At 60.6% G+C, this 16,772-nt stretch carries 18 protein-coding genes; 13 read left to right on the forward strand and 5 right to left on the reverse strand.

Annotated elements, in window-relative coordinates; all coding sequences use genetic code 11:
• The first annotated feature begins 59 nt into the window (after nucleotides 1-59).
• The 4 genes from QRN38_RS13650 to QRN38_RS13665 all read left to right on the forward strand — a co-directional run bounded on the left by QRN38_RS13650 (nucleotide 60) and on the right by QRN38_RS13665 (nucleotide 2,533).
• Nucleotides 60-401, forward strand: coding sequence for an FKBP-type peptidyl-prolyl cis-trans isomerase (locus tag QRN38_RS13650; protein WP_057418832.1), 342 nt, complete (start codon nucleotides 60-62; stop codon nucleotides 399-401).
• Nucleotides 402-531: 130 nt separating this feature from the next.
• Entirely contained in the window at nucleotides 532-759 is a 228-nt protein-coding gene (locus QRN38_RS13655) for a hypothetical protein (RefSeq protein ID WP_003383427.1), read from the forward strand.
• Between the two features lie 41 nt (nucleotides 760-800).
• Nucleotides 801-1,505: a YoaK family protein gene (locus tag QRN38_RS13660; RefSeq protein ID WP_057418831.1), complete on the forward strand. Its 705-nt coding sequence runs from the start codon at nucleotides 801-803 to the stop codon at nucleotides 1,503-1,505.
• A gap of 65 nt (nucleotides 1,506-1,570) precedes the next feature.
• The gene (locus tag QRN38_RS13665) at nucleotides 1,571-2,533 is read left to right on the forward strand and encodes a class I SAM-dependent methyltransferase (RefSeq protein ID WP_057418830.1); all 963 of its coding nucleotides are present in this window, start codon (nucleotides 1,571-1,573) and stop codon (nucleotides 2,531-2,533) included.
• A 68-nt stretch (nucleotides 2,534-2,601) separates the two neighbouring features.
• Here QRN38_RS13665 and QRN38_RS13670 read toward each other — a convergent pair whose 3' ends face one another.
• Both QRN38_RS13670 and QRN38_RS13675 read right to left on the reverse strand, forming a co-directional pair.
• A complete protein-coding gene (locus QRN38_RS13670) occupies nucleotides 2,602-4,221 on the reverse strand; it encodes a methyl-accepting chemotaxis protein (protein WP_054091138.1) in 1,620 nt (539 codons plus the stop codon).
• A gap of 203 nt (nucleotides 4,222-4,424) precedes the next feature.
• Nucleotides 4,425-5,264, reverse strand: coding sequence for an IclR family transcriptional regulator (locus tag QRN38_RS13675; protein ID WP_054080284.1), 840 nt, complete (start codon nucleotides 5,262-5,264; stop codon nucleotides 4,425-4,427).
• A 241-nt stretch (nucleotides 5,265-5,505) separates the two neighbouring features.
• Between QRN38_RS13675 and QRN38_RS13680 the strand changes: the two genes are divergently transcribed.
• From QRN38_RS13680 to moaA, 9 genes are all read left to right on the forward strand, one after another.
• A complete protein-coding gene (locus QRN38_RS13680; protein ID WP_024668359.1) occupies nucleotides 5,506-6,534 on the forward strand; it encodes an ABC transporter ATP-binding protein in 1,029 nt (342 codons plus the stop codon).
• Nucleotides 6,531-7,403 (forward strand): ABC transporter permease, encoded by an 873-nt coding sequence (locus QRN38_RS13685; protein ID WP_057418829.1) that lies wholly within the window; start codon nucleotides 6,531-6,533, stop codon nucleotides 7,401-7,403. The genes QRN38_RS13680 and QRN38_RS13685 overlap by 4 nt, the downstream gene beginning before the upstream one ends.
• A gap of 3 nt (nucleotides 7,404-7,406) precedes the next feature.
• On the forward strand, nucleotides 7,407-8,201 hold the full coding sequence (locus QRN38_RS13690; RefSeq protein ID WP_003383453.1) for an ABC transporter permease: 795 nt from the start codon (nucleotides 7,407-7,409) through the stop codon (nucleotides 8,199-8,201).
• A 14-nt stretch (nucleotides 8,202-8,215) separates the two neighbouring features.
• On the forward strand, nucleotides 8,216-8,506 hold the full coding sequence (locus QRN38_RS13695) for a (2Fe-2S)-binding protein (protein ID WP_007246655.1): 291 nt from the start codon (nucleotides 8,216-8,218) through the stop codon (nucleotides 8,504-8,506).
• Nucleotides 8,503-9,894 (forward strand): FAD/NAD(P)-dependent oxidoreductase, encoded by a 1,392-nt coding sequence (locus QRN38_RS13700; RefSeq protein WP_057418828.1) that lies wholly within the window; start codon nucleotides 8,503-8,505, stop codon nucleotides 9,892-9,894. The genes QRN38_RS13695 and QRN38_RS13700 overlap by 4 nt, the downstream gene beginning before the upstream one ends.
• Nucleotides 9,891-11,075, forward strand: a complete 1,185-nt coding sequence (locus tag QRN38_RS13705; RefSeq protein ID WP_057418827.1) for an NAD(P)/FAD-dependent oxidoreductase — start codon at nucleotides 9,891-9,893, stop codon at nucleotides 11,073-11,075. Before QRN38_RS13700 ends, QRN38_RS13705 begins: the two co-directional genes overlap by 4 nt.
• A complete protein-coding gene (locus QRN38_RS13710; protein ID WP_057418826.1) occupies nucleotides 11,072-12,124 on the forward strand; it encodes an ABC transporter substrate-binding protein in 1,053 nt (350 codons plus the stop codon). The genes QRN38_RS13705 and QRN38_RS13710 overlap by 4 nt, the downstream gene beginning before the upstream one ends.
• A 112-nt stretch (nucleotides 12,125-12,236) precedes the next feature.
• Nucleotides 12,237-13,586: a cation:proton antiporter gene (locus QRN38_RS13715; protein WP_057418825.1), complete on the forward strand. Its 1,350-nt coding sequence runs from the start codon at nucleotides 12,237-12,239 to the stop codon at nucleotides 13,584-13,586.
• A 262-nt stretch (nucleotides 13,587-13,848) separates the two neighbouring features.
• Nucleotides 13,849-14,847, forward strand: coding sequence for a GTP 3',8-cyclase MoaA (gene moaA, locus QRN38_RS13720; protein WP_007246660.1), 999 nt, complete (start codon nucleotides 13,849-13,851; stop codon nucleotides 14,845-14,847).
• A 26-nt stretch (nucleotides 14,848-14,873) separates the two neighbouring features.
• On the opposite strand, the gene QRN38_RS13725 is transcribed toward moaA, so the two are convergent.
• From QRN38_RS13725 to QRN38_RS13735, 3 genes are all read right to left on the reverse strand, one after another.
• Complete coding sequence (locus tag QRN38_RS13725) at nucleotides 14,874-15,407, reverse strand: DUF3833 domain-containing protein (RefSeq protein WP_007246661.1); 534 nt, start codon at nucleotides 15,405-15,407, stop codon at nucleotides 14,874-14,876.
• Nucleotides 15,408-15,424: 17 nt separating this feature from the next.
• Complete coding sequence (locus QRN38_RS13730) at nucleotides 15,425-15,943, reverse strand: chalcone isomerase family protein (protein ID WP_057418824.1); 519 nt, start codon at nucleotides 15,941-15,943, stop codon at nucleotides 15,425-15,427.
• A gap of 221 nt (nucleotides 15,944-16,164) precedes the next feature.
• Nucleotides 16,165-16,485 carry a hypothetical protein gene (locus QRN38_RS13735; protein WP_057418823.1) on the reverse strand — a complete coding sequence of 107 codons (321 nt, stop codon included), beginning with the start codon at nucleotides 16,483-16,485 and terminating at the stop codon, nucleotides 16,165-16,167.
• Nucleotides 16,486-16,772 lie beyond the last annotated feature (287 nt).

A 16,772-nucleotide genomic window follows, 5' to 3' on the forward strand; every position in this document is an offset into this window, starting at 1 on the left:
TTCTGCGAGAAAGCCTTCCCGCGACATTCACTGAGCACGCTGTACCCGGAAGCCCCGCAATGAGTAAAGCACTACAGATTACCGATCTGCACATCGGTGAAGGCAAAACAGCGGTCAAGGGTGCGTTGATCACCACTAATTACACCGGAACCCTGGAAGACGGCACAGTGTTCGACTCTTCGCACGAGCGCGGCAAACCGTTCCAGTGCGTGATCGGCACCGGGCGCGTTATCAAAGGCTGGGATCAAGGCCTTATTGGCATGAAGGTGGGCGGCAAGCGCACACTGTTCGTCCCCGCCCATCTGGCCTATGGCGACAGGACCATCGGCGCGCACATCAAGCCGGGCGCTGACCTTAAGTTTGAAATAGAGCTGCTTGAAGTGTTGACGCGCGATGATTGAGCGCCCTGCCTTGTAGATCACCTTGAATCGGCCGATAACTCCAAGGCTCAGGCATCAGCCTGATTGCTTGTTATCGCGGAAAAAGCGATGCTCCGGGTATGGAATTCAAGGTCTTGGCACAGGAACATGTATGGCGCTCAATAAGTCGACCCAGGAGCTGAAGCGGCACTTGAAAGGGACAGCAACCAACCTCGAGAGCACGGCAGAAGAAATTCTCAAGCTCGCTTCACAAATGAAGGATGTTGACGTCACTGCGATCTTGCAGATGGTCAATCGGCTTTACAGCGATGCCGACCAGCTCAAGGCTTACGCAGACGAGGTCAGGGCGAAAAGAATAGTCCGCGCCAAGCCGCTATAAACCGCTGAAGCCACTGTTTCAACCGGTCCAGAGGACCTGCGATGCTGCCACCTCCCATAAATGCCAGCGCCAGCCCACGGCAGTTGCACCTGCAGAAATGGCGTGGCAGGGTCGGCATGTGCCTGGTGGCGAGCCTGTCGGTGCTGGCAGGCATGACCGATGCCATCGGCTTCATGGCCACCGGCGATTTCGTCTCGTTCATGAGCGGCAACACCACGCGCCTTGCGGTGGCGATAAGTGATGGCGATTTGAGCGTCACACTCCGTCTGGCCCTGGCCATCTTTGCGTTTATTGCCGGCAATGCACTGGGCGTTGTCGTTGCGCGCCTGGGCAACCGGCGCGCCCTGCCCTTACTGCTGGCTATCGCCACGCTGTTGTGTGCCGCTGCGGCGTGGCCGTTGGCGAACAATATACTTGCCCTGATCTGGGCGATTCTGGCGATGGGCATGCTCAACGCCGCTGTCGAGCAGGTCAACGGGCTGCCGGTGGGCCTGACCTACGTGACCGGCGCGCTGTCGCGACTGGGGCGCGGTCTGGGCCGCTGGATGCTCGGCGAACGCCGGGATGGCTGGCGCATTCAACTGGTCCCGTGGGCCGGGATGTTCATTGGTGCAGTGATCGGCGCGTTGCTTGAACATCGTCTGGGGCTCAATGCCTTGCTGGTCAGCGCCAGCCTGTCAGCGTTACTGGCGCTGGTGTCGCTGAAAATCCCGCATCGCTGGCAACGTCAGTACATGCCGCGCTGAACCTCATGATTCCCATTAGCTGAAATACGTTTACCATACGCCGCCTTTCATAACCGACCTTCGTCATGACCCCTGAAGCACTCGCGATTCTGCAACAGCACCTGCTCGATGCCCTGAGCGAGGTACCCGATGAAACCCGCCGCCTGTTCCATGGCCGTGGTCGCGTGTGGCCGGGGCTGGAGCACATTACGGTCGACTGGATGCAGGGCGTGGTGCTGGTTTCGGTGTTCAAGGAGCCGCAAGAGTCCGAACTGGACGCATTGACGCACCAGTTGAACGCGCTGATCGAAACGCCCCAATGGCAAAAAAGCCAGGCTCACACCCTGCTGCTGCAACACCGCTACCTGCCACAAAGCACAACGCAATGGCTGACCGGCGAGGTCGTGGATGAATGGGTCATCAGCGAAAACGGCCTGCGTTACAAGGTTGACTTCGGCAAGAAGCAGAACAGCGGGCTGTTTCTGGACATGCGCTACGGCCGTGAATGGGTGCAGGCCCAGGCAAAGGGCAAGCGCATCCTGAATCTGTTCGCCTACACCTGCGGCTTCTCGGTTGCGGCAATTGCCGGTGGAGCCGACCATGTGGTGAACCTGGACATGGCCCGTGCGGCGCTGAATCGCGGCCGCGAAAACCATAGGCTCAACGACCACGATCTGAGCCGGGTGACGTTTCTGGGGCATGACCTGTTCAAGTCCTGGGCCAAGGTGACTCGTTCGGGGCCTTACGACCTGATCATCGTCGACCCGCCCTCCTTCCAGAAAGGCAGTTTTATGCTCGACAAGGACTACCAACGGGTCCTGCGTCGCCTGCCCGAATTGCTTGAAGAGGACGGGCAGGTGCTGGCGTGCATGAACGACCCCGCGCTGGGGCCGGACTTTCTGATTCAGCACACCGCAATCGAAGCGCCCTGCCTGCGCTTTGAGCAACGCCTCGAAAACCCGCCGGAATTCCCGGATGCACGAGTCGACGGCGGCTTGAAGGCGCTGGTGTTCAAGGCTGAAGGCTTGAGTCGCACCGGCTGGGCGTAAGCCCCGTAGCAATGTTCAAGCCTTCAAGCCGGCTCTGATCATGCGACAACCTGTGCGTATTTAGCAGATCACGCACTCAGGCGCGAGATCACATCGTTGAGGCCCGCTGAAAGCCCTTTCAGTTCATGGCTGGCGTTCTGCGTGCGTTTGACGTTGTCCTGATTGGTCACGGCAATGGCGGTGATTTCAGTCAGGTTGCGCGAGATGTCTTCTGCCACAGAGGTCTGCTCTTCGGCAGCCGTGGCGATCTGGCGATTCATGTCGCGGATGTTTTCCACTGCCACGGTAATGCGCTGCAGCGTTGCGCCTGCATGGGTGACCTGCTCGACACTTTCTTCGCTGCGCGCCTGACCGCCCTGAATGGCCTGCACCGCATCGCTGGCACCGGTCTGCACTGAATTGATGATCTGATTGATCTCGGCCGTGGACACCGCAGTACGCTGTGCCAATGTGCGGACTTCATCCGCCACCACAGCAAAACCGCGCCCGGCATCACCTGCTCGTGCAGCTTCGATGGCAGCGTTGAGCGCCAACAGGTTGGTCTGATCAGCGATACCGCGAATCACTTCCAGCACCTTGCCGATGCGACCGCTGTCTGTTTCCAGGCGTTGAATGACGTTGGCGGTAGAGGAAATTTCGCTGCGCATCCGGGTGATGGTGTCGATGGTCGACTGCATGACCCTCTCGCCATCCTGCGCGCTTTGGTCTGCTTCATCCGCAGCGCGTGCGGCGTGTGCAGCATGGCGAGCCACTTCCTGAGCCGTGGCGGACATCTCGGTCATGGCGGTAGCCACCTGATCGGTACGCTCGAATTGCTCGTGAGTGCCTTGGGCCATCAATTCGGCAATGGCATTCAACTCGCCGCCGGCGGTGTCGAGGTCGGTGGTGCTGCGCTTCAGGCGGCTGAAGGTATCGGCGAGAAAGTCACGCAGCGTGTTCGCTGCAACGGCCAGGCGGCCAAGTTCGTCTTGGCGCGTCACGTCGACCCGCGCAGCAAACTTGCCTTCACTTAACTGGGCGACGTATTCGATAAGCATGCGAATCGGCGCAACCAGGTTGCGGTTGACAATCCACAGCGCCAACAAGCCGACCAGCAGCGCGGAGACCAGCATCACCACGGTGCCAGTCAGGATCGTCCGGTCCGCTTGCTGGCTGATCGCAATCGACTGAGCATCGCTGGCCCTGTGCAACTCACCGACCAGCCTGGCCATCTGCTCGCTGGTTGGCCGGTCTACCCCTTTGACCGCGGCATCACCAACGGTGGCATCGTTGCCCTCCGCGATGAACACATCACGGCCGCTGCGATAGGCCGTGCCCAGCGTGCGGTGTGCCTGTTGCAAAGCCTGTACTTCATTTTTCAGCGATGCGTCGGCGCCTTCCAGATCGGCCAAAAGGCCCAACGTGCCTTGGACCTTGCGCTCCTGCTCCTCGAACTTCGCCCAGAACGTGTCCCGATCCGCCGGGGCCTTGCCGCGCAGCAGAACGTTTTTCCACTCCTGAACCTGAACCTTGAACTCCAGGTTGGCTTCATCGATCAACTGCGATGCACGGACCGGACCTTCAATGAGGCTGCGATAGGACTGCACGTTGCCGGAAAGAAAGTTGAAGCAGGCCAGCGCAATAATCAGCACCAGCACGAGGCTGCCGCCGAGCAAGCCCAGGATTTGAAGCCTCAGGGATTTGGACATCGTGATGATCTCTGGAGAAAAACGGGTCTGCGCCAGCGCGCAGAATATGACAAGCCTCATCTCTTACGACCGAGCTAGACAGCTCGGCATGTATGGCTCTATGAGATCATCATCGGCTTCCGCCAATTTTTCTTTAAGAACAGCGACGATCGGTAGAGATGTCAGAGATACGTCAAAAAAACGCCAAAGAAAGAGTAAAGCCCCTAGCCCGCCTGCCCGAACACCTGGCTGGGCCTTCGCAGCAACGGATCAAACGGGTTGATCTTCGCTCCGATCGCCGTTGCCTCGCGCTTGAGCAGTTCTACCACGGTCATCAGGCGGTCAGACCCTAACCGGTCGGTGATGGTCGCGACGCTGAGCGCCGCCACGGCACGACCGTTGCGGTCAAGGATCGGCACCGCCAGCCCGGCCATGCCTGGCAGCGCGCCGGTGTTGCGCCCCGCATAACCGAGACGTCGCACATTCTCGACCTCAGAGCGCAGAAACACCTCGTCATACAGATGAAAATCCTTGAGCCGTGGCAGGTTGTAAGCGATGACCGTTTCGCGTTCGTCCTCTGGCAGAAACGCAAGAATCGCCAGGCTGCCCTGCCCCACACCCAGTGCGACTCGGCCACCGATGTCGCCGGTAAAGGTGCGGATCGGGTATGGGCCTTCGCTGCGGTCCAGGCAAATGGCATCAAAACCACTGCGCGCGAGCAGAAACAGCGAGTCGCCCAGCGATGCCGACAGACGCAACAGGCTGGGCCGCACCACGTCGCGCAGGTTGCCGGTATTGCCCGCGCGCGCCGCCAAAGCGAAGAACTCGATGCTCAAGCGATAGCGCTTGCTGAGCAGGTCCTGCTCGACCATGCCTTCGTCCATGAGGCTGCGCAGCAAACGATGTGTGGTGGGTTGTGACAGACCGACCCGCTGGGCCAGTTGCGTAACCCGCTCGCCACCTTCGTCGCACTCGCCCAGGCAGCGCAGTACGGCAAACAGGCGCGAAACAGCCCCGACACCCACCTCTGCAGGCGCACTATTCCGATCAGTGGAATTATTCATGGTTATACCTCATTAACTTTCCACTCATAGAATTAATTAAAAGAAAGATGTTATTCAGTGAAATTCCTTGTTGAGCCCACCTTAGCCTTCGTCCTACTCTCAGTCCACAGGGGCGATTTGAACAATCATCGGTAGCCGACTCAGAGCGAGCACCAACGTCCACAGAACTGCATGACTTCATTTCGCATCTGCCCATGACAAACGCGTGCTTCGGCGCGCATGCACAAAGGTGGAAGCAGGCATGGCATTTCTGCAGCTCGAAGGTCTCTCCAAACGCTATGGCTCTATAGACGCTGTGGTTGCCGCCCACCTGAGTGTGGACAAGGGCGAATTCGTTTCACTGCTCGGCCCTTCCGGCTGTGGCAAAACCACCACGTTGCAAATGATCGCAGGCTTCGTTGAGGTCAGTGACGGGCGCATCGTGCTCGACGGCCGTGACATCACTCATGCCAAACCGAGCAGCAGAGGGCTTGGCGTGGTGTTTCAGAGTTATGCGCTGTTCCCGCACATGACCGTGGCCGACAACGTGGCGTTCGGCCTGCGTATGCGCAAGGTCGCCAAAGCAGAATTGCAACAACGGGTCAGCAAGGTACTCGCGCTGGTGCGTCTTGATCAGCACGCCGAGCGCTACCCCCGCGAGCTGTCAGGCGGACAACGGCAGCGGGTCGCGCTGGCCCGGGCGTTGGTGATCGAGCCGCCGGTGTTGCTGCTGGATGAGCCACTGTCGAACCTGGATGCCAACCTGCGCGAAGAAATGCAGTTCGAGATTCGCCGTATTCAGAACGAAGTGGGCATTACCACGCTGATGGTCACCCACGATCAGGCCGAAGCCCTGTCGATCAGCGACCGGGTGGTAGTCATGCAGGCCGGGCGCATCACTCAGATCGACGCGCCTTACACGCTTTACGAGCACCCGCGCACGCGCTTCATCTCGGGCTTTGTCGGCAAGGCCAACATGGTGCAAGGCGATCTGGACAGCAGCGGCACCCCGCAGATTCGCCAGTTGCCCGGTGACGGCGCGCTGACCCTGAGCCTGCGCCCGGAGAAAATCGACCTGGTCGCACCCGGTTGCGGGCGTCTGTCAGGCCGTATCACCACGCGCTACTTCCTCGGCAGCCAATGGCTGTATCGCATTCAGACCGGCATCGGTGAAATAACCGTGGTGCGTCGCAACGACGGGCAAGCCCCACTGGAGCAAGGCGCAGCAGTCGGCATGGACTGGCCGGCCGAGTTGCTGCGTGTGCTGGATGCCGACGAGGTGCGTGCATGAGCCTGTTGACCGAAATGCGTCAGGGCGGTCGCGGCTACTGGCTGTCAGCCCCGGCACTGGCGCTGTACATCGGCCTGCTGGTATTGCCGCTGGGCCTGACCCTGCTGCTGTCATTCAACGTGTTCGACTATCAGGTCGGGGTGAAAAGCGACGCCTATACACTGGCCAATTACACGGCGGTGCTTACCGATTCGTATTTTTATGAAATCTTCCTGCGCACCTTTTGGATAAGTGCGCTGGTCACGCTGCTGTGCGTGCTGATAGGCGTACCGGAAGCCTACATTCTGAGCCGCATGGGCGCCCCGTGGCGCTCGTTTTTCCTGATTCTGATCCTCACGCCATTATTGATTTCAGTGGTGGTCCGGGCCTTTGGCTGGAGCCTGTTGCTGGGCGCTGACGGTCTGATCAATCAGGCCATCCAGTTCATGGGCGGTCGCCCGGTGAAACTGCTTTACACGCCTTTCGCGGTGATCATCGCGCTGGTGCATGTGATGCTGCCGTTCATGATCATTCCGGTCTGGACCTCGCTGCAGAAGCTCGACCCCACCGCCGAGCAGGCCGCGCTGTCACTGGGGGCCAGTCAGGCCAAGGTGATGCGCCTGATCGTCCTGCCACAGGTCATGCCGGGTGTGTTGTCCGGCTCGTTGATTGTCTTCGGCCTGGCGGCCAGTTCGTTTGCTATTCCCGGCCTGCTCGGCGGTCGACGCCTGAAGATGGTCGCCACGGTGATCTACGACCAATACCTCTCGGAACTCAACTGGCCGATGGGCGCGACCCTGGCGGTGGCGCTGCTGCTGGTCAATCTGCTGGTGATGCTGTCCTGGAACCGCATGCTCGAAGGCCGTTACAAGAAAACCCTGGGGGAATGATCCATGTCCAAGAACGGTCCGTTGGCCCTGTCGTTTCATGCCTTGGTGGTGATCTTCATGATGGCCCCGCTGGTCGTGGTGTGCCTGGTGGCGTTTACCCCGGAAAACACCCTGAGCCTGCCCACCACCGACTTCTCGCTGCGCTGGTTCAAGGCAGTGTTCGAGCGGGCCGACTTTATCGACTCGTTCTACAACAGCCTGTTGCTGGCGTTCGTGTCGGCGACCCTGGCCACGCTGATCGCCGTGCCCGCTGCGCTGGCAATCACCCGGCATACATTTCCGGGGCGTAACTTCTTCAATGCCCTGTTTCTTTCGCCAATCATCATTCCGCACCTGGTGCTGGGCGTGGCAATGCTGCGCCTGTTCGCGCTGATGGGCGTGAACGGCAGCTTTACCTGGCTGATCTTCGCCCACGTGCTGGTGATCACGCCCTACGTGTTGCGCCTGGTGCTGGCGGCGGCAATCGGCATCGACCGCAGCGCCGAACAGGCTGCCGAGTCGCTGGGTGCAAGCCGCTTCACGCTGTTTCGGCAGATCACCCTGCCGATGATCCTGCCCGGCGTGGCTGGCGGCTGGTTGCTGGCGTTCATCAACAGTTTCGATGAAGTCACGTTGTCGATCTTCGTCACCTCACCTGCGACGCAGACCCTGCCGGTGCGCATGTACGTCTACGCCACCGAATCCATCGACCCGATGATGGCCGCCGTGTCGGCGCTGGTCATCGCCCTCACCGCCGCCACCATGATCCTGCTTGATCGGGTCTATGGGCTGGATCGTGTGCTGGTCGGCAAACACTAACCCGGAGCTCGGTTATGGCATTGCTCAAGCGACTGGTCGAACGCGACCGCCCGGCCCTCTCTTTCACCCTCGATGGGATGCCTGCCAGTGGCCTGCTGGGTGACACCTTGCTAACGGCAGTGCTTACCGCCAGCGAGCACCTGCGTGGCAGTGATTTCAGCGCTGAACCGCGCGCTGGCTTCTGCATGATGGGTGCCTGCCAGGACTGCTGGGTGCGGCTGGGTGATGGCCAGCGGGTACGTGCCTGCTCGACGTTGCTGGAGGCCGGTCAGGCAGTGATTCGCGAACCGGGGCGACGGGCATGAGCGCCGGCAACGTTGCGATCATAGGCGCAGGTCCGGCAGGCATTCGCGCCGCGCAAACGCTGCTGGCTCATGGCATCAAGGCGTGCCTGATCGATGAAGGCCTGCGCGGCGGCGGGCAGATCTATCGCCGCCAGCCGGAAAACTTCCAGCGCTCGGCCAAGGCACTTTACGGCCTTGAAAGCGCCAAGGCCGTCGCGCTCCACCAGACCCTCGATGCGCTGGCAGAGCAGATTGACTACCGCCCGCAAACGCTGGTCTGGAACGTTGAAGACCACCGACTCGATACGCTGCGCAACGGCATGGCCGACAGCATTGATTTCAGCCGGTTGATCGTCGCCACCGGTGCCACCGACCGCATTCTGCCGGTGCCAGGCTGGACCCTGCCCGGTGTTTACAGCCTGGGAGCGGCGCAGATCGCCTTGAAATATCAGGGCTGCGCGATTGGCGAAAGCGTGGTGTTCTGCGGCAGCGGCCCGCTGTTGTATCTGGTGGCCTATCAATACGCAAAGGCTGGCGCGAACGTTGTGGCGGTGCTCGACAGCGCGCCGTTTTCGGCCCAGTGCAAGGCGCTGCCTGCGCTGCTGGGCCAACCGGCGACGCTGGCCAAGGGCGTGTATTACCGCGCTTGGCTGAGCGCCCGGGGCATCCCGGTTCATCAGAATGCGCAATTGACGCGCATAGAGGGCGAACAGCGCGTAAACGGCATCCACTGGGCGCGCAACGGCACGCCAGGCCACCTGACCTGCGATGCGGTGGCGTTTGCCCATGCGCTGCGCAGCGAGACCCAACTGGCCGATCTGCTGGGTTGCGAATTCAGTTGGAGCCCTTTGAACCGTGCCTGGCTGCCTACCCGCGATGACTGCGGGCGCAGCAGCGTGGCACGCGTGTACCTGGCAGGCGATGGCGCCGGAATCATGGGCGCCGATGCGGCGGAAATGGCCGGAGAGCTGGCCGCTCTTGGCCTGCTGCAGGACTGCGGTGTCGAGGTGGACGGCCTGCGTGTCAGTGAGCTGAAAGCCGGATTGCGGCGCATCGAACGCTTTCGTCATGGCCTGGAAACAGCGTTTCCGTTTCCCGAAGACTGGGCCGCCAAGGTGACGGATGAAACCGTAGTGTGTCGCTGTGAAGAAGTGACTGCAGGCGAGATTCGCAGCACCGTGCAGGACGGTCACTGGCAGATCAATCGGGTCAAGGCCATGTGCCGGGTCGGCATGGGCCGCTGTCAGGGGCGCATGTGTGGCCTGGCAGCGGCCGAGATTATTGCGCGAGAGAGCGGACGCCCGGTACAGCAGGTCGGTCGCTTGCGCGGCCAGGCCCCCATCAAACCGCTGCCGTTCGGCGTGGAGGTGCAGTCAGTGGACAGGCAGTCCGTGGAGAGGCAACCATGAGCGCGCTGATTGAAACCGATGTGATTGTCATCGGCGGCGGCATTGTCGGCTCGTCGGCAGCCCTGAGCCTCACACTCAAAGGCCAGCGCGTTGCCCTGCTGGAGCGTGATTTCTGTGGCTCGCACTCCAGCGGCGTCAACTACGGCGGCGTGCGCCGTCAGGGTCGGCCCCTGTCGCAGTTGCCCCTGTCTCAACGGGCGCACCAGATCTGGGGCGGCCTGCGTGAGTTGATCGGCATCGACGGTGAATACCAGCGCTCCGGCCATCTCAAGCTGGCGCGCAGCGAACACGACATGAATGCCTTGCGTGCCTATGCGCAAGCCAGTCAGGGTTTTGGCCTGGACCTGCAATTGCTGGATCGCGAGCAACTACGCGCCCGTTACCCCTGGGCGGGCGATGTAGCCGTCGGTGCGTCGCTGTGTGCTGACGACGGACACGCCAATCCGCGTCTGGTATCGCCCGCCTTTGCCCGCGCCGCTCGCCAGGCAGGAGCGCAAGTGTTCGAGCAAGCAGCGGTGAGCGAGGTCAGCCATGACGGCAGCGCTTTTATCGTCAGTACTGCCGATGGCCTGAAGGTGCGGGCACCCTGGCTGCTCAACTGCGCAGGTGCCTGGGCTGGCGCGCTGGCGGCGCAGTTCAACGAACCGGTGCCAATGTATTCGGGGCATCCAGCAATGCTGGTCACCGAACCGCTGCCAATGTTCATGGACGTCAGCACCGGGGTCGAAGGCGGCGGCATCTACGCCCGGCAAGTGGCGCGCGGCAATTGCGTGCTCGGCGGTGGTCAGGGCTTCGCGATTGACCCGGCACGCGCCAGACCCGGCCAGGCAGCGGTGCTCGACATCCTGCGCAATGCCGTCGAGCTTTACCCGCCGCTGGCCGGTGCCCAGGCCATCCGCACCTGGAGCGGCACCGAAGGCTACTTGCCGGATCGCGAACCGGTACTTGGGCCAAGCCTGACCCAGCCCGGTCTGTTGCACGGTTTCGGTTTTGCCGGAGCAGGTTTCCAGATCGGCCCGGCGGCAGGCGAAGCGCTGGCCGAATGGGTCTGCACGGGCGCGTCGCTGATCTCGCTTGAGACTTTTTCGATTGGCCGGTTCCGGCAACCACCCATTCCACTCACCGCTAATGAACCCGTTTCGAACGTCATCCCATTGCACAGAGGAAGGTCGTCCCTATGAAAAGCACCAAACGTCTCGCCCTCACCGGCGTGTCTTGCCTGCCATTGGCAGCCGCCCTGTTCTGTATGCCTGCTCAGGCCGAAACCACGTTGTACCTGGGCATGAACGGCGGGACCATGGAGCGGCTGTATGCCGATCAGGTGCTGCCCGCTTTCGAGAAAGCCAACAACGTCAAGGTGGTCATCGTGCCCGGCACCTCGGCCGACATCCTCGCCAAGGTCCAGGCCAGCAAGGACAACCCGCAGATGCATGTGATCTTTCTCGACGACGGCATCATGTATCGGGCCATTTCCATGGGGCTGTGCGACACCCTGCAACCCAGCGGCAGCCTTGCCGACCTGCCGGCAAAAGCCAAAATCAAGGAACAGGCCGCGGCCGTCAGCCTGGGCGTGACCGGCCTGGCCTACAACACGCGCTTGTTCAAGGAAAAGGGCTGGAGCGCGCCGACCTCGTGGATGGACCTGGCGGATAAACGCTTCAAGGACAAGGTGGTGTTCCAGTCGCTGGCCTCGTCGACCTTCGGCCTGCACGGTTTTCTGATGTTCAACCGCATTCAGGGCGGCAGCGAGAAAGACGTCGAGCCGGGTTTCAAGGCCTGGCCAAAGACCGTCGGCCCGAACGTGCTGGAATACATTGCCAGTTCGGCGAAGATCTCCGAGATGGTGCAGACCGACGAAGCCGCGCTGTTCCCGTTGACGCCCACTCAGGTGACCGCTTTGAAGATCAAGGGCGTGCCAGTGGAGTACGCCTCTCCCAAGGAGGGCGGCGTGGTCTTGAACGTGGCTGAATGCGCAATCGCCAACAACAATCAGCCTGAGCTCGCGCAAAAGCTCGCGGCGTATCTGCTGACCCCGCAAGCGCAGGCACCGGCGCTGGAATTCGGCGACCAGATCCCTTCCAACCCGAAAACCCCGACCACCGACAAGACCCGCCCTCAGGTCGAGGCGATGGAAAAGTACCTGGAAACGGCGGTGACCATCGACTGGGATCAGGTCAATCAGATCCGTCCGGAGTGGAATGCGCGCTGGAGCCGCAGCATCGAGCGATAGGAGGTTGCTGACCTGAGCGCCGCTCGGCAAATTATTTCAACTTATTACCGCATAGGGGAGTCCCACCGTTACGCCCTCTTCTCAAGGCGCATTCAACGATGGTTCTTTCTCTATGAGTTTTATTGTCTGCATGAGCGTGCTCGGCGTCCTGTTGATGCTGCTGGCGCTCACCTCGTCCTATCTGCGCTGGATGCCGGTTACCACCTCGGCGGTGTGCCTGGCCTTCGGCTTCGGTATCGGCCCGCTGGGGCTGGATATCATCAACCTGGACTTCAAGCAATCCCGCGAGTGGCTGGAATGCCTGACCGAAGTCGCGGTGCTGTTTTCGCTGTTCGGCACCGGCATCAAGTTGCGCCTGCCGCTGAACTGCAAAGCCTGGCACTCGGCATATTGGCTGGCTGGCCCGGTGATGCTGGCGACCATTGCCGGCGTCAGCGTTGCGGCACATTACATTTTCGCTATTGATTGGGGCGTGGCGTTGCTGCTCGGCGCGATGCTGTCGCCGACCGACCCGGTGCTGGCCGGGATGGTACAGGTCAACAGCGCGCAGGATCAGGACCGCTTGCGCTTTGGCTTGTCCGGCGAAGCGGGTCTCAACGATGGCACAGCATTTCCGTTCGTGATCTTTGCCCTGCTGTACCTGAGTTCAGGCGGCGTGACGGGCGACTGGGCGCAGCACTGGTTGCTCAAGGACCTGATCTGGGCGGTTCCGGCCGGATTGCTGATTGGTTTTGGCATGGGTCGCGGCGTCGGGCATCTGATGATTTTCCTGCGCATCAAAAATGCCGACAGCACCACCTCGCCCAATGACTTTCTGGCCCTGGCGCTCATCGCACTGGCCTATGTGGTTGCCGAGGGCTTCGGTGCCTTTGGCTTTCTCTCGGTGTTTGCCGCAGGCTTCGGCTTGCGCCAGGCCGAAATGCGCGTCACCCGCTCCGAGTTGCCTTCGGAGCACGTCGCCCAGCCTGTGCTCGGCCACATGACCGCCGCGTTGGACCAAGGCACGGTGGCCAAGGCCGATGACCTGAGCGATTCGCAACTGGCCGCCGGGGTGATGATGGGCGATATGCTGGCGTTCGGCAGCCTGGTGGAGCGCGCAATGGAAGTGTTGCTGATTACCTTGCTGGGCGCGGCCTTGGCATCTTACTGGGACTGGCGCGCCATCGGCCTTGGGCTGGCGCTGTTCTGCGTTATTCGCCCGGCGAGTGTGTGGCTGCTTGTCAGTCGCAACTTGCTCAATGCCAGACAAAAGGCGCTGGTGGGCTGGTTCGGCATTCGCGGCATCGGCAGCCTGTATTACCTGTGTTTTGCCTTGTCACATGGCCTGGCAGACGATGTCGGTGACGTTGTGATCGGCATGACGCTGTCGGTGGTGGCGCTGAGTATTCTGTTGCACGGCATCAGTATTCAGCCGCTGCTGGAGCGTTACGAGCGCAGCACAGCGGCCAAGCTGGACACATGAACGCCGCTGAAGCGAAGTGCCATAGAGCAGATCGATGAGCGTATTGGAACAAGCAATTGGACTGCGACATTTCGACTCGGTTAGCGTGGCGGCATGCTGCGAGTACATGCTGCCTGTGCAAACATGAGACGTGCAGCTAATATATTGATCAATCGAGGCATTCTGCCAGCCAACTCGAGCAGCGCCAGGCAAAAGAGCTGAACCCTTGTAGCGCGCTGGCCTCCAAACCCCGAACGCAGCCCCCCAACGATTAGAAGGTGAAATGTCAGAACCCGTCCTGATGGACCGCTTTGCACGCAAGGTCGATTATCTGCGCATGTCGGTGACCGACCGGTGCGATTTTCGCTGCGTGTACTGCATGGCCGAAGAGATGACGTTTCTGCCTCGGCAACAGATCCTCTCGCTGGAAGAAATCCATCAGGTGGCCGAGCGCTTCGTGGCGCTGGGCACGCGCAAGATTCGCCTCACTGGCGGGGAACCGCTGGTGCGTGCCGGCGTGGTCGGGCTTTGCGAGAAAATCGCCGCCCTGCCCGGCCTGCGCGAACTGTGCATGACCACCAACGGTTCGCAACTGGACAAACTGGCCGCGCCGCTGTTCAAGGCGGGCGTCACCCGACTGAACATCAGCCTGGACAGCCTGGACCCGCAGCGCTTTCGTGAGCTGACCCGCACGGGTGATCTGCACAAGGTCATTGCCGGGATCGATGCCGCCAACGCAGCGGGCTTCGTGCACACCAAGCTCAACTGCGTGGTCATGCACGGGCGCAATGACCACGAGATCAACGACTTGCTGGCCTTTGCCATCGATCGCAATCTGGATGTCTCGTTCATCGAAGAAATGCCGCTGGGCATCATCAGCGAGCACAGCCGTGCCGAGTCTTTCTATTCAAGCGATCAGGTTCGCGAGCGCATCGCCGAGCGCTATACGCTCGTCCCGTCAACCGACTCGACTCAGGGGCCATCGCGCTACTGGCGTCTGGCGCAAGCGCCGGGCATACGCATCGGGTTTATCTCGCCGCACAGCCACAACTTCTGCGGCACCTGCAACCGCGTGCGACTGACCGTCGAAGGTCGGCTGCTGTTGTGCCTGGGCAACGAGCATTCGGTGGACTTGAAGTCGGTACTGCGCGCCAACCCCGGTCAGCCGCAGAAGCTTGAGAAAGCCATCATCGACGCCATGCAGTTGAAGCCTTGGAGCCACAACTTCACCCATGACGACGGCGTACAGGTGGTGCGTTTCATGAACATGACGGGCGGCTGATCAGCGCGCCCTGCCTGTATGTCCGGTTATTTGCCGGTCTTGCGAAAGAACAGCGTGATCTGCCCGACTTCCACACCCAGCTTGGTCATCGATGAACGATTGGCCAGGGTCTGTTCGTCGATCATGTACATCCAGTCGTCCAGGCTGACGTCGTACACGGTGCCGTCCACCGGCAGCCGGAGCACATAATTCCAGTGGAAGCTGTTGCCCGCCACCTCGCCATACGCCTCACCGACAACATCGCCCGCCGTACCCTTCCAGCGTCCCGGACCGTCAGGTCGCAAGCGCCATTCGCGAACCTGTTTAGTGCCATCGCTGTAGCTGAACGCCTCGTGCATGACCAGCACTTCGCCTTCACTGTGCCCGTCGATCACCACGGTGAAGCGCTTGGTCACTTCGCCGGAGCGTTTCTGGAACATGCCCCATGCTTCGACACGCCCGGTAAAGTATTTGCGCAGGTCCAGCTTCGGCGTTTCCTGGCTGTAATGACTAACCGGCACACCACCACAGCCGCTCAGCACAAAGCCCATACACAGCATCAACATCCACTTTTTAAGCATGCGCCCTCCTTGATGGGTCATGAGCCGGTACTGCCGAGCAACTGCTCGCGCAGTTCGGGGTTACGGGTTTTGGGGTCAAGCCAGATAGAAAAGAACGCCTTGGCGAACTGGCTGTCGGGCACCACATGCTGGAGTTTGTCGCCGACATAGAACCGCGCTTCGCGGCCTGGCAGATAAACACCGATGATCTTCATGCCCGGCTGAACGTCGACAAATGACTGATTCATTTGCTCACGCCATGCCGCCAGTTGCTCGGTAGTCACACGCGACCCGGAAATACGCTTGATTTCATCGATACTGGCATCGACCAGATCTTCCCGGTCAATGTTGCGATGGTAGGTCAGTTCAAGCGCCATCGGGGCATCTGCCACGAAAGGTTTGGCCGGGCTGAGCAGCCTGGCGGTGTACACACGAAAGCCGAACAGGGTCAGCTCGCCGCCACCGACAACCTGGGCATTGGGCAACACCTCACGCCAGTCCGCCGCAGCGCTGCCGCTGAGCAGTATCACCAACCATAACCATCGTGGCGCACGCATCGGCAACCTCTCTACAGGCGCTGCCATGACATCAATGGCAGGCAGGGAACGGGAAGCCAGACGCGCTGACTCATGGCCGGAATCTATACCAGCAAAATCACTTTGTGCAACCGGCATGGCGGCGGCCCTTCTCGACGCTGAAAAACGAAAAAACCCGTTCCCGATCAGAGTCGGGAACGGGCCTGAAGATTCAAACTCAGTTCGATTTAAACCCAAATGGCTCAAGCGACCTGATGGGACGGCGCATGACGCCGGGTCTTCTGCCATTCGCCTTGCAGCGCCTGCAGCGTGTTTTCCATGAACGTGCGATCAGCGGCGGCTTTCTTGCCAACATAACCCTGACCGCGACGGAACATCTTCAACGCAGTGCGCATCTGCGGGTGAGCGTCACGGAATTCACTTTCCTGAGTGAATGGCGACATGGCGTCGACATGAACTTCACCCAAATCGGCAATCCATACAATGTGGTTGTCCAGCGTATCCTTGCGCGCGGCAAACAGACGAGCCAGTTCAGCAATAGTCGGTTGTTTGTTGATATTCATGTTGATGCTCCTTCGCTCGTAGGCTGTTCAATAATTGATACATCAAGTTCACATGCCAGACGCTTATCCACACAACACGATTGAGTGTTCTTCGAAGACAGTTCCAGCCCTCAAGGACATGCAGGTAGCCTTGATGAAAAGCCGCTACACAACGGCATCAGTGTAGAGAGAAACAGCGAGAAGACATCACGAAACCCAAAGACCTGGCCCAGGATCATTAATCGATCCATTACAAGCATCATGAGGACATTTCGCCAGCTTCTCGCCCCTATCGACGACAAATGCCA

The organism is Pseudomonas sp. CFBP2511 (genome assembly GCF_030209255.1).
In the GTDB taxonomy this organism is placed as follows: Bacteria; Pseudomonadota; Gammaproteobacteria; order Pseudomonadales; family Pseudomonadaceae; genus Aquipseudomonas; species Aquipseudomonas avellanae.

Excerpts from the sequence above, each read along its gene's own strand:
- QRN38_RS13660 (WP_057418831.1), top strand. The coding sequence starts at position 801 with ATGCTGCCACCTCCCATAAATGCCAGCGCCAGCCCACGGCAGTTGCAC.
- QRN38_RS13680 (WP_024668359.1), top strand. The coding sequence starts at position 5,506 with ATGGCATTTCTGCAGCTCGAAGGTCTCTCCAAACGCTATGGCTCTATA.
- QRN38_RS13700 (WP_057418828.1), top strand. The coding sequence starts at position 8,503 with ATGAGCGCCGGCAACGTTGCGATCATAGGCGCAGGTCCGGCAGGCATT.
- QRN38_RS13715 (WP_057418825.1), top strand. The coding sequence starts at position 12,237 with ATGAGTTTTATTGTCTGCATGAGCGTGCTCGGCGTCCTGTTGATGCTG.
- QRN38_RS13655 (WP_003383427.1), top strand. The coding sequence starts at position 532 with ATGGCGCTCAATAAGTCGACCCAGGAGCTGAAGCGGCACTTGAAAGGG.
- QRN38_RS13730 (WP_057418824.1), bottom strand. The coding sequence starts at position 15,943 with ATGCGTGCGCCACGATGGTTATGGTTGGTGATACTGCTCAGCGGCAGC.
- QRN38_RS13670 (WP_054091138.1), bottom strand. The coding sequence starts at position 4,221 with ATGTCCAAATCCCTGAGGCTTCAAATCCTGGGCTTGCTCGGCGGCAGC.
- QRN38_RS13735 (WP_057418823.1), bottom strand. The coding sequence starts at position 16,485 with ATGAATATCAACAAACAACCGACTATTGCTGAACTGGCTCGTCTGTTT.
- QRN38_RS13710 (WP_057418826.1), top strand. The coding sequence starts at position 11,072 with ATGAAAAGCACCAAACGTCTCGCCCTCACCGGCGTGTCTTGCCTGCCA.
- QRN38_RS13685 (WP_057418829.1), top strand. The coding sequence starts at position 6,531 with ATGAGCCTGTTGACCGAAATGCGTCAGGGCGGTCGCGGCTACTGGCTG.
- QRN38_RS13705 (WP_057418827.1), top strand. The coding sequence starts at position 9,891 with ATGAGCGCGCTGATTGAAACCGATGTGATTGTCATCGGCGGCGGCATT.
- QRN38_RS13665 (WP_057418830.1), top strand. The coding sequence starts at position 1,571 with ATGACCCCTGAAGCACTCGCGATTCTGCAACAGCACCTGCTCGATGCC.
- QRN38_RS13650 (WP_057418832.1), top strand. The coding sequence starts at position 60 with ATGAGTAAAGCACTACAGATTACCGATCTGCACATCGGTGAAGGCAAA.
- QRN38_RS13675 (WP_054080284.1), bottom strand. The coding sequence starts at position 5,264 with ATGAATAATTCCACTGATCGGAATAGTGCGCCTGCAGAGGTGGGTGTC.
- QRN38_RS13695 (WP_007246655.1), top strand. The coding sequence starts at position 8,216 with ATGGCATTGCTCAAGCGACTGGTCGAACGCGACCGCCCGGCCCTCTCT.
- QRN38_RS13690 (WP_003383453.1), top strand. The coding sequence starts at position 7,407 with ATGTCCAAGAACGGTCCGTTGGCCCTGTCGTTTCATGCCTTGGTGGTG.
- QRN38_RS13725 (WP_007246661.1), bottom strand. The coding sequence starts at position 15,407 with ATGCTTAAAAAGTGGATGTTGATGCTGTGTATGGGCTTTGTGCTGAGC.
- moaA (WP_007246660.1), top strand. The coding sequence starts at position 13,849 with ATGTCAGAACCCGTCCTGATGGACCGCTTTGCACGCAAGGTCGATTAT.